This window comes from Prevotella sp. P5-92 (genome assembly GCF_002251245.1).
Taxonomy (GTDB): Bacteria; Bacteroidota; Bacteroidia; order Bacteroidales; family Bacteroidaceae; genus Prevotella.
In genome coordinates, this window is the sequence record NZ_NPJG01000007.1 from 96,898 (window position 1) to 109,230 (window position 12,333).

At 46.6% G+C, this 12,333-nt stretch carries 8 protein-coding genes; 5 read left to right on the forward strand and 3 right to left on the reverse strand.

The window, feature by feature from the left end:
• Window positions 1–6 precede the first annotated feature (6 nt).
• The 4 genes from CIK99_RS01150 to CIK99_RS01165 all read left to right on the forward strand — a co-directional run bounded on the left by CIK99_RS01150 (window position 7) and on the right by CIK99_RS01165 (window position 7,179).
• Window positions 7–2,103 (forward strand): M3 family metallopeptidase, encoded by a 2,097-nt coding sequence (locus CIK99_RS01150; RefSeq protein WP_094378915.1) that lies wholly within the window; start codon window positions 7–9, stop codon window positions 2,101–2,103.
• Window positions 2,104–2,433: 330 nt separating this feature from the next.
• Entirely contained in the window at window positions 2,434–3,792 is a 1,359-nt protein-coding gene (locus CIK99_RS01155; RefSeq protein ID WP_094378917.1) for an undecaprenyl-phosphate glucose phosphotransferase, read from the forward strand.
• A 144-nt stretch (window positions 3,793–3,936) separates the two neighbouring features.
• On the forward strand, window positions 3,937–6,435 hold the full coding sequence (locus tag CIK99_RS01160) for an LruC domain-containing protein (protein WP_158215864.1): 2,499 nt from the start codon (window positions 3,937–3,939) through the stop codon (window positions 6,433–6,435).
• Between the two features lie 531 nt (window positions 6,436–6,966).
• A complete protein-coding gene (locus CIK99_RS01165; protein ID WP_144007854.1) occupies window positions 6,967–7,179 on the forward strand; it encodes a hypothetical protein in 213 nt (70 codons plus the stop codon).
• Window positions 7,180–7,319: 140 nt separating this feature from the next.
• Here the strand turns inward: CIK99_RS01165 and CIK99_RS01170 are convergent, their stop codons facing one another.
• Together CIK99_RS01170 and CIK99_RS01175 are read right to left on the reverse strand one after the other, a co-directional pair.
• The gene (locus CIK99_RS01170; RefSeq protein ID WP_158215865.1) at window positions 7,320–8,759 is read right to left on the reverse strand and encodes a fimbrillin family protein; all 1,440 of its coding nucleotides are present in this window, start codon (window positions 8,757–8,759) and stop codon (window positions 7,320–7,322) included.
• 8 nt (window positions 8,760–8,767) lie between these two features.
• On the reverse strand, window positions 8,768–9,145 hold the full coding sequence (locus CIK99_RS01175; protein ID WP_094378925.1) for a hypothetical protein: 378 nt from the start codon (window positions 9,143–9,145) through the stop codon (window positions 8,768–8,770).
• A gap of 552 nt (window positions 9,146–9,697) precedes the next feature.
• On the opposite strand from CIK99_RS01175, the gene mobV reads away from it, so the two are divergent.
• Entirely contained in the window at window positions 9,698–11,338 is a 1,641-nt protein-coding gene (gene mobV / locus CIK99_RS01180; protein ID WP_094378927.1) for a MobV family relaxase, read from the forward strand.
• Here mobV and CIK99_RS01185 read toward each other — a convergent pair whose 3' ends face one another.
• Entirely contained in the window at window positions 11,339–12,199 is an 861-nt protein-coding gene (locus CIK99_RS01185; RefSeq protein ID WP_094378929.1) for a toprim domain-containing protein, read from the reverse strand.
• Window positions 12,200–12,333: the final 134 nt, after the last annotated feature.

A 12,333-nucleotide genomic window follows, 5' to 3' on the forward strand; every position in this document is an offset into this window, starting at 1 on the left:
ATTATTATGAAAAAGATGATTATCACTACTTGCGCCGCAGCTATAGTCTGCGGCACTGCAATGGCAAAAGGCGGTAACCCGTTCTTTTCCAAATATACCACGCCGTTTGGCATACCTCCATTCGAACAGATCAAGGTGGAACACTACAAACCGGCCTTTATGAAGGGCATGGAGGAACAGAAAAAGGAGATAGAGGCCATTGTCAACAACAAGAAACCAGCCACCTTCGACAATACCATAGCAGCACTCGACCGCTCGGGCAAACTGCTCAACAAGGTTGCGGGAGTGTTCTACGGACAGAACAGTGCCAACACCTCCGACTCACTGCAGGCCGTCAGCCGGGAGATATCTCCTCTCCTTTCGAGCCATAGCGACGACATCATCATGAATGCCGCTCTCTTCAAACGAGTGAAGTATGTCTATGACCACCAGTCGGAGATGAAGCTTGATGCAGAACAGAAGAAACTTCTCGAGGAGACATATAAGGACTTCGTGCGTAGTGGTGCCAACCTCGACGCTGACAAGCAGGAACAGCTCCGCAAACTCAATGCAGAGATCTCTATGCTGCAACTCACCTTCGGACAGAACATGCTTGCCGAGACCAACGCATTCCGTCTTGTGCTCGACAAGAAAGAACAGCTCGCCGGACTGCCATCCACTCTCATAGCTAACGCTGCCGAGACAGCCACTGAGATGGGACTCGACGGTAAGTGGGTGTTCACACTCCATAACCCAAGCGTGATGCCATTCCTGCAGTATTCTGACTGCCGTGAACTGCGCGAACGCATGTACAAGGGGTATATCAGCCGAGGATGCCGTGGTGGTGCAAACGACAACCGCGACGTGGTGAAACGACTTGTTAAAGCCCGCCTCGAGAAAGCTCGCCTCATGGGCTTCCCCAACTATGCCGCCATGGCTCTCGACACCCGTATGGCAAAGACACCGAAAGACGTCTATGAACTTCTCGATCAGGTGTGGACACCTGCCCTTGCCAAGGCAAAGGAGGAACTCGCCGACGTGGAGGCGGAGATGGCGAAGGACGGACGTGACTTTGTGTCTGAGGGATGGGACTGGCGTTACTATGCCGACCGTGCCAAGCGCGCCAAGTATAGCTTCGACGAGAATGAGCTCCGTCCGTATCTCAAACTCGAGAACGTGCGTGACGGCCTCTTCTACTGCGCCAACAAACTCTATGGCATCACGCTGAAACCTCTCTCAAATGTGCCTCTGCCTCATCCAGACGCACAGGCATTTGAGGTGTTCGACCGCGACGGCAGTCGTCTTGCCATACTCTTCATGGACTTCTTCCCCCGTGCTTCAAAGCGTGGAGGAGCATGGTGTGGCACATATCGCGACCAGACATACGAGAACGGCAAGAAGGTCATCCCCATCGTTACCGTGGTGTGTAATTTCTCCAAGCCAGCTGCTGGCGAACCGGCTCTGCTCAACGCCGATGAGACAAGCACCATGTTCCACGAGTTTGGTCATGCCCTTCACCAGTTCTTCCAGAATGTCCACTATCAGGGCGTGTCTAACGTGCCACGCGACTTTGTGGAGCTACCCTCTCAGGTCAACGAGCATTGGGCTTTCGCTCCCGAGGTGCTGAAGGTGTATGCCAAGCATTACAAGACTGGCGAGGTGATGCCGCAGTCGCTTGTGGAGAAACTCGACCGCAGCAGCAAATACGGACAGGGATTTGCCTCTACCGAATATCTTGCAGCCTCGCTGCTCGACATGGATTTCCACGTGCTCGAAAACATCCCCGACGACTTCGACGTGATGGAGTTTGAGCGTAAGACACTCGTCGATAGAGGTTTGCTCAACCAAATTCCCTCACGCTATCGTACTACGTATTTCAACCATACTATGGGTGGTGGATATACCGCAGGTTACTATAGCTATATCTGGGCAGAGGTGCTTGAGGCTGACGCCTTCAACGCTTATCAAGAGACAGGCGACATCTTCAATCAAGAGGTGGCTGCCAAGTTCCGTAAGCACATTCTCACCCCTGGTGGCATCAATGATGCCATGGACATGTATGTCAATTTCCGTGGCAAGAAGCCAAGTATTGAGCCTCTGCTCAAAAATCGTGGTTTGAAATAATTTTTTTCACACTTCACCATTGGGAGTGAAGGGCGTCACCCCGAGTTATGACGCCTTTCACTCCTGTTTTTTTTCTTTATAATAATATCTGTAGAAAAATATACAATTATTGAGATATTTGTTACCATGTAACCGGTAACAAGTTAACAAAACACAAAGAAGTACAATAGTTTTCTACAAAATAGCCAAAAATGACCATCGTTTATGCAATATAATATGCAAATGTGTAAAAAAGAAGAAAAAATGTTTGGTCAATTCGAGAAAATGTCGTAACTTCGCACCGGGAAACTCAAAAAAAGAAAGATTATCCAGAAACTATTCTTATTTGATATGATGAAACCTACTGCATTGGTGATCGGCATCGACCTCGTGTTGGTGAATGCTTTGTACATGTTGTTCTACTTGTTAGGATGGCATGACGGGTCTGAGACATTGTGGTATTTGGTGAATGTGTTCTACCTCGTTATAGTACTCACATTCATACCTTTTGCACAAGACAAGTTTATCCGCGTGGATCAGATACTGGGACGCGTGCTCAAATCGTCGGTCATGTATTTCTTCCTACTCGTCACATTTGTCATTGTCGATGAGCAACTTGAACTACATCCTCTCAACCTGCTTAGGGAATATGTAATAAGCACAATAGTGGTGTTCTACGGACGATTTATGGCAAGGGAAATATTAAAACACCTGCGCTCAAAAGGAAAGAATACACGAACGGTAGTATTCCTCGGTGCAGGACACAATCTCGCCTATCTCTATCAGATCATGATGGGTGAACTCAGCACAGGATATCGCGTGTTGGGATATTTTGCCGATGCTGACTCCAAACACCTTCCTGACGGCATCACCCGTCTTGGTAATGTAAAAGACGTGTTTGCGTGGCTTGAACACAACCGTGTGGATCAGATTTACTGCAACCTCCCGTCAAGCCGTTCGGTGGAGATTGTCAATGTCATTAACTTCTGTGAACGACATTTCGTAAGGTTCTTCTCTGTGCCCAACGTGCGAAACTATGTACATCGACACATGGCCGTGAAGATGATGGACGACATGCCCGTACTTACCATACGTCAGGAACCTCTCAGTAAACTCAGTAACCGCGTCCTGAAACGTTCGTTCGACATCCTTGTCAGCGGACTGTTTATCGTCACCTGTTTCTGGTGGATATGCGGCATAGTGGCAATAATCACAAAGATTACCATGCCCGGACCGCTCTTCTTCAGACAAAAGCGCAACGGCCTGCTCGGCGAGGAGTTTACCTGTCTGAAGTTCCGCTCGATGAAGGTGAATGCCGATGCCGACAAGCTACAGGCAACCAAGGACGACCCACGCAAGACCAAGTGGGGAAACATAATGCGCAAGACGAGTATCGACGAACTGCCACAGTTTCTCAACGTGCTGATGGGTTCAATGTCGGTGGTAGGTCCAAGACCACACATGGTGAAACACACCGAAGAATACTCAGCGCTGATAGACAAATACATGGTGCGCCACTGGGTGAAACCCGGCATCACGGGATGGGCACAAGTGAGGGGTGCTCGTGGTGAGACACAGGAGCTATGGCAGATGGAAGACAGAATTAAGAAAGACGTCTGGTATGTGGAGAATTGGACTATATGGCTCGACGTACGCATCATGTACCTCACTGTCCGCAATGCCCTTCTCGGCGACAAACAGGCATACTAAGCCCGAAGTGCCGATTGGTCCTGTTTGCGTGTTGACATGTTGACTCAGTTGAAATGTCTTCGTGTTGACAAGATAGTTACCCGTTAACCGGTAACAAGTTAACTTTTTTTGAATTTTCAAACTAACATTTCCAAGAATATGAATATGGGACCATTTATAAAAAAAACGATTAAGATAACCGCAGCAGTTTGCGCATTCTTTACGCTAAATGCGTGTCATGAAAGAATAGATTTATTTCAAGGACAAGAAACAAAACCTGGAGACAACCCATTCGGTGAAGTGCCACTTGACTTCGACTGGAGCCTGTCGCAGGATGTGGAACTGACTCTGACAACCGATGTCACCACACGTGTCTTCATATATGAAGATGCTGATCTCACTACGCTCATGTGTTCGATGATACTCGAGGCCGAAAAGCCAGAGACCATCAACCTCACCACACTCAACTCAATCGACAAGCTTTATCTTGCCTATCTCGACAGCGAAGGCAATACCGTTAAGCGCATCATCGACGTGACGCAGCAGCAACTACGCACACGTGCCTTCGGCATCTATGGAGCCTTAACAGGTGCTGCTGAGACACTGCCCTCGACAGAGGGAAACAAGCACTTGGTGTTCTCGCCAAACAACTCAGTCTATGGTACAGTACTCTTTGAGGATATGTATCCACAACTGGGCGACTACGACATGAATGACTTTGTCATCGGATACAAGAAACAATATGGTAAGGACGACTACACGGAGACATTGCAGATAACCATGCAGATACGTGCCATCGGTGGTACACTGCCATTCGTACCTGGAGTGGAAGTCAAGGGCGTTGACGTTGACGGACTCGACGTCAGCTGGACCTCTTCCGACCCACGTCTCTCCGTAGAGGAAGCATCTGAAAATGATGCCTCTGGCACTCCTGTATTCCGCATCAATGGCGTACAGGAACTCAAAGGCAACAACAAATACTTCAACGTCAGCCTTCCCTGTGTGGAACAAGACCAGCTTCCTTACGTCACCATCACCCTCTCGCGCGCCATCGACAACAACTGTCAGCTCGACATAAGGGACAAGGATCTCAACTTCTTTATCTACAACACCAAGTCTAAGGTAGAGATACATGAGAAGAACACCGAGGTGACCCGCTTCGCTTCCAACAGCGACGAGAAGGAGTTCCATCAGAATGGCCTTGTGTGGGCTTTCCGCGTAGAAGGATATATGCCTCATACTCTTGAGAGCGAAAAGATTGATAAGGTGTTCCCGAATGTCACCGGCTGGATGCAAAGTGGTGGTACCGCTCATAACGAATGGGTGAAAGACTTTGACTCCGACAGGGTAGTGGATTATGCCCAGGGCTCTGGTGCTGGTTCAGGCTCTTCTACCGGCTCGCAAGCACCTTATATCAACATCAAGCAGTCGGTGGTGGAAGCTCCTGCAGCAGGTGGCAGGGTGGAAGTGCCGCTTGACGCTAACTGCGACTTTGACGTATCCTTTGGCGAGAAGGGTTGGATATACGACTTCTCCAAGGAAGCAGGCAAACTCGTGCTCTACGTTTATAACAACTACAACGGAGCTGACAAGAGTGCCATAGTCACCCTTACCCCTACTACCGACATTACCAAGAAGTTCTCCTTCACTATAAACCAGAAGGCCGAAGCGTATGAAGGTGTCACCATCGATGCGAGAAGTCCGTTTACCACCAACATGAAAAAACTCGTGGAAGCTAATGGTGGCGTAGCTGACGACATTAAGAAGGTGAAGATAATAGGACATAGCGACAAATATAAGGGATGCCTTCCAAAAGACCTACCAGTCAATGTTATAAGGATAGGTGGTAATGAAAGAAACTTACCACATAATGTATATATGGAATGGGACGCGTCGTCAGGCACCATCATCGTATCCACACCAGGATCTGTGGTCAGTTCGGGAAACGAGTGTGGTAAAATGTTCAATAATCTCAATGGCTTGGAGGAGGTTGACTTGTCGGGATTCGATATCTCAAGATGCACAAAGATGAATACAATGTTCTTTGGCTGTCCAAAGCTGAAGCATGTTGACCTCACTCCGCTCAACACATCGAATGTGACCACGATGTTTGGACTGTTTCAAATGTGTACCGGTCTGGAGTCGGTCAACATGAAGGGTATCAACACTTCTAAGGTCACTAGCATGGATAGCATGTTCGACAGATGCAGTTCGCTGAAGTCGGCAGATCTCAGCTTGTTGAACACAGAGAATGTCACAACATTCAGACGAATGTTCTGGAATTGCAATTCTCTTGAACACGTGAATTTGTACTGCCCCAAGACTTCTTTGACGGGTGAAGGCATGAAAGAGATGTTTGTCAACTGCTATGAACTGCAAGACATAGACATGTCGCAGTTAGACTTCAATACGATTATTGAATTCAGAGCTATATTCAGCGGTTGCAGAAGTCTTAAGAATCTCGTGTTAGGCTCTCCTGCTTTTGTACTGCCTGAAACATGCTTGTTGAATACGATGTTTAAGGACGCTGCTACAACATCGAAGAGTACATTGATTAAGTGTTCGCGTGGCACATACGACTATATCCAACAAGTGATAAGGAATAATAAAGCTGGCGACAGCAAAGTCTTCTTGACCCAGTACTGCTCGTTCAGCATCTATTGATGATGCCACAGCCCAGCGAGTCACAGCTCGTCTGGATTACTTAACTTACGACCAAAATTTTGCTACCACGCGAGGAATTTATTTTTTCCTCGCGTGGTAGCAAAATTTTTATCCTACAGTCATCCGTTTTCCTTTTGCTTTCTTCATTGGCTCACGTAGGTATCTGCAAGAGCCAATGAAGGCAATTTATTGAAATCTCTCAGTGATAATATGTTATGAATATAAAGTGCTTATAATCAGGTACGAAAAAAGGGAATCGACAAGATTCCCTTTAAGTCATTAAGCGGAGAGTGAGGGATTGTATTATTACGCCCTCATATTCTCTTATAACTTATTGAGAATCAACACTATGTATCTATTATATTACGAAGTGTCAATCATTTGCTCTAACAATTATATAGTTTTATTGCTTGCAAAGTTAAGAAGAAATATCGAAACTTCCAAATATTTACGCTACTTTTTTGGGGGGCATTTCGTTTTTCTCGATTTTTGTTGTACCTTTGCAGCAAAGTAACAAAAACGATAATGCTTATGGTTCAAACACTTACAGAGGAGCAGATAAATCTGCTGAAGAACACTACGATGAAGACGGGCGCGAACGTCTGGGATTACATTCAAGAGCAGTCCGAGGACGACCGACCTTGGGTAATCGCTGGGACACTCTCCCTTATGAAGAAGGGTTGTGGACTGTCGAAATTGGAGATAAACTGGGAAGCCCGAAACATTCGGTACGCAGAGAAATAAATAAAACGAGCCATCCTGAATCGTTAGGATGGCTCGTTTTATTTATGATTATCCAATTTTTTATTGACCATTACAAAAAAAGGGGATGCCGCTGCACCCCCTGAAATCCCGAAGGATTGGTTATGATGAAACAAAAAAGATTATTCACAGACCGCGCGCACCGAGTACCCATAGTACCGGCCGTGGCGGTTCACGATCTGTTTCCCAGAATATAAGTACAAGCGCCACGCGTAGGAGGAGTCGTGCCACGAAGCCGACCAGTAGTAGCCCTTCGAGCCTACGTAGTCCACGGACAAATTGTTGCAGAAACCAGAGGCGGGAAAGAACACCGAGTTCCCGTTGGTTTTTGAGGTGAAGACCCTTCCTGCCACCCCTGTTCCGTTATAGTCATCCGTCCAAGTGACATTGCAGTTATCAATCAGTTCCAGAAATTCGTCTTTGGTCGGCATCCTCCAGTTACCACCGAGATTAACGTGTGCCGCATCCTGTGCAAGCGTAAGGTCAGCGGAAATCGAAGCTGCTTTATAACTTCCAGATTCAAAATCCCTAACACAACTTTCGACCTGTTCAGCGGTATACCCAGTGGTCTCACCCCATGCGAAGTACAGTCCATAATCCCAAGGATTGCTCGCCCCGACGTTGCACGTCGCCCATTTCAACCCTGACGGTAATCCTAAGTCAACATATTCGTAACCATTGGATGGATTATAACAATTAATACTTAGTGTATATGTATAGCCGCTTCCTTTCTCTATGGTAAATGCTTCCGACAAACTATAGGTATAGTGTTTTTCCTCGCCGTTATAATCAACAAGAACATCAAATATCTCTGTCTCGGCTGCGATAGTCTGCGGGATTACGATTATCTTATTGGTGGCTCCTGACACATCAAGCGTGGCACCGCCATCGATAGATGTGTTTGACGTTATCGTCATCGCATTTGATGTGGATGTGGAGGCGTTGCCCGACGTGGACCATATTCCATTGCTGTATCTTCCTGACTGCTTAACCCCGTAGAATGACACGGACTTTAGGGTGAATGCCTCCGTTCCGGTATTCTTTATTTTGAAGGAAATTGAGGCACAAGCGTGGGAAAAGGGAAGAGTAACTGTACGCTCGTAGTCGCCGGCAACATCCTTCACCTCAGCGACACAGAAGTCCACTTGTTTCGTGATGTCCGTCGGTATGGTGAGGGCATACGTCGGTGAACCCGTTGATGATGTTGTAGAGTTCAAAATTATATTACTATTTCCACACGGATAGTATGCGTAGAAGCTGCACTTTTTGCCACTACCCGGCCAGAAATATTCCGTTGTGGCATTGTTCGAGATTTTCTTGTTCAGGAAGTAGTTTCCAAATGCCGCCGACGAAGCAGTGGCTGAAGAAGAATACACGGAACAAGAAAGTCCGAAGGACGTCATCGACGTGGTGAAGGAAGCACGTGTGTCTGTTTGGATGTCCTCGCCACAGAAGGACATCATCACGGAAGAACCTGGAACGACTGTGTTGTCGGCGTCACTACAAGACATGGCTGTCAGCATGGCGACAAGCATACAGAATTTGGATATTTTTTTCTTCATATACATTATTATTTTGGTGTTGGTGACGGAGAATATGACCGAGGAGGGATAGGCTGAGATGGTGTCGCCAACGCCTTCAATCCTTGCCCGAATTTGATGAACTCTTCAGCCGGTCCCTCGATCCTGAAAAGGAAGTGTTCTTTGGACTTCGAGGTAATTTGAATTTTGAAATTTGAACCAAGTTTTCCTCTAACGTTTTCGAGGTCCTCAAAGGCACTGGATTTGTGGGTGAATGCCATTATCCAGTTCGCTGGATTTTCTGTGCTTTCGATTAGACCGAAATCCTTGTCGAGGGAGAACCCCTTGGTCTCCATCACCTCGAGGACAGCGGCCTGAATTTTCAGTTTTTCGCTGCCTCTCATTGTCTGTAGTTTTTGTACATTCATATTGTTCTATTTTTATTAAAAATTTTCCGTGCAAAAATATAATAAAAAAAAGGAATGGAAGAATAAAAAAAATAAAAAGTCATATATTAACAATTTTACGACTTTTTCGGTCGAATTTTCGTTTATTTCTCTTGGCGTATAGGGGGAGGGCTATTAATATTCCGCTCGCTCCACATTTCGGCACGAGGTGCAGCCCTCTTTTACCGCTCCACTTCGTTGCGTTCTGCGGTGCTGGTCGCTATGGGGAAGCCCCCTATACCCCTGCTATTTTTTTTCTCCTTTCCCCAGCCCCAGAAGCACCCCTTAAGTCGTTAAAACGTTAATATACGATTTTTTATTTTTTAGAGGTGGCGGAATTGCCGAATTTTTCCTAACTTCGCAGCAGCTTTCCGAACGTGCCGCAAGGGGTTATTTTTTTTAAATATCCAAAACCCAATATGGGTATTTAAAATTTGACCTCTTATCGAGTTCATATTAAATACCCCCTTGGGCCCTACGGGAACGAGCAGCAAGCTGCAATAGAAAAAAGAACAATAAAAAGAAGAAAAAAAGATGGCAAAGAAAGGATCAATTCACATGCAGCCGACAAAGGCAATGTCGGCGGCGCAGAGCAACGAAAACGAACGTCGAGGATGGGACGAAGAACGCTACGAAAAAACGACAGACTATAGTGGCAAACCGTGCTACTATGATTGGTACCGGCGGCACTTGAACTTTGAAATCGTCAAGGGGAAGATATGCCCGATGTTGTCGCAAGGGACTCCATTACATGAAAGGCTCGAAAATAGATTACAAGAATTGGGGTTCCGATATTTTCGAAAAGATTCTCCAAATGCACCGAACATTTGCCTTGATTTTGTTGTGGGTGGTGACCAAGAAAGATTACGAGAGATGGCGTTCGGAAATCAGTCCGTAATATTCGGTGGAACCGATGAAAGAAATGCCTCAATTTCTCGATGCCAGGAGATAGAAAGCTGGGCAATGGATACCTACCAATGGTTCGCCAATAAATACGGTGAGGAAAACATTGTCGGATTTAATGTTCATCTTGATGAGACGACCCCCCATGCACACATCCAAGTTGTGCCCGTGGGCATAGTGCAGAAGCGTGGAAGAGTAAAGGCGGGGGAAGAGAGAAAAACAAAGGAGGCGGTGAGCTATTATGACGTGGTCGGGAGAACTCCGAAAGAACGTGCTGCATTTTTCCAAAATCTCCACACTGAATATCATCTGCAGATTGGGTACAAATATGGACTTGAACGAGGGACTTCATATGATGAGCTGTCACCAGAGGAGCAGGCCTTAAGTAAACATCGTACTGGTGCTGAATACGTTATCTTTAAGGAGACCATGAAAAAAGTAAAGGAGGCAAGGAAAGAGCTTAGCAATATCGAAAGCCAGATGAAAATCGCGGAGAAAAAGCTTAAAGGACTCTCGACGATGTTACAGAACCTCGAAGGGCAAAGAGATAATCTCGAAGCACAGATAGCTGCCCTCGAAGATGAATATTCGGAAAGCAACGGACAGCTCGAACAGAAACGCTCAGAGCTGATGGCAGAACTGGCAGAGATAGAGTCGAAAATAGCCGACAAGACAAAGAAACGTGAGGAAGCGGAGAGAGACCTCTTCAGCCTTCAGGAAAAGGGGAAAAAACTCGCATTCACGAACGAAGACTTGAGGAAACATATTTCGGCTTTATCCTCGAAAGCTGAGAGCATTTTCCATAAAACGAACTCCATAATTGAGAAGACGAGGGAAGACATAAAAAAAATGGATAAGGCAGGTGAACTTCGGATGGCCGACAAGCACATCGAGGCTCGAGATGCTGTTATTTTTCGTCGGTGGCCAGCAGCAAAAGAGGCGGTGGCGGCCATATTCCACTTGGGGAGTTCGCCGACACAGAAGGACTTCACACCGCAGCAGGCTCTAAGCATAGAGAAGGCTATCGCTTCAGCTGGAGGAGAAAGAACCGATGCCGCTACGGATCTTCTTTCCCTGGCAGAGAAAGACTTCCATAGACAGGGGACACCACCAGGTTGGGTGGATGGTGCTGCGCGAGAGGTGATGGCCATCGCACGAGGCACCCATCAACGACTAAATGCTCTCCTCCGCAGACAATCGCAGGATGCTGGCGGTGGTCCGAGCTACATAACTGACCTTACAGACTGGGCAGGAAATCAGATAAAGAGGTGATTAAAGCCCTGCACGATAATTACATAGGTAGTCGTTCACATCCTTGGCAGGAGCGAACCTACCCCTGATATCTATGGCTGACGGCAGCACATCAAGTATCCTCTTCGTTGCCTCGTCACCACCCTTGTCATTGTCAAGGCAGAGGAAAACCTTGTTATCTGTCAGTTTTAATGTTTCTATTGCTGCATCCACATTGACGATGCTATTGAGCGTGAGGTAGTTATGTCGCACTTCGCCGCACAACGTGGCAAAAGACAACATATCAAAAAAGCCTTCAAAAACGACCGTAGGAGCATTTTCTATATTGTGGTGGGTTGTTATCCACTTTGGATGAGTTGAACCTTTATACGAGCAGCTACGCAGCTCATAGCCGCCTTTGTCGTTACCATAGGCCAGAGCGTATAGGTATTTGCCATCCTCCCTAACTTCAAAGCCGTAATGAGCCTCACGAAGGAATTGCTTGGCTATCGTTATATTGATGCAACGATTGTGGAGGTAGGCATACAAGCCCTTTGACTGAAGCGGCATCACTTCAATAAATGCGAAGCCATTTCCCTTTTCCTTTGACCCGCAGAATATTTTTTGCTGGTCAAAAGGAGAGAGATTGGCGTTTCCCAATTCCTCCAACACCCTTCGCACATCATTTGTACCTAAACATCGCATCACCATATCGATTATGCTGCCATGTTCACCTGTCACATGGTCTTTCCATCCTCTACCATTTGGTGTAACGGTCAGAGAAGGATGCTTGTCTTCCCTCCATGGGGCACGACACAGATAGCCTTCAGCAGTCTTCCTTACCACCCGATTCCCAAGGTAGTCAAGGCACGTGTATTTTTCCTTTATTTCCTTGATATTCATCTTGTCTATTTTTGTAAAGAAATAATTGTTAATTTCTATTTAACGCAAACACATATAAGGGTGGTTGTAGGTTGTACCTCCGAAACCCCAGTGTTTATGCGGCTTTCAGAAGATTTCGACTACAACCAAATTAA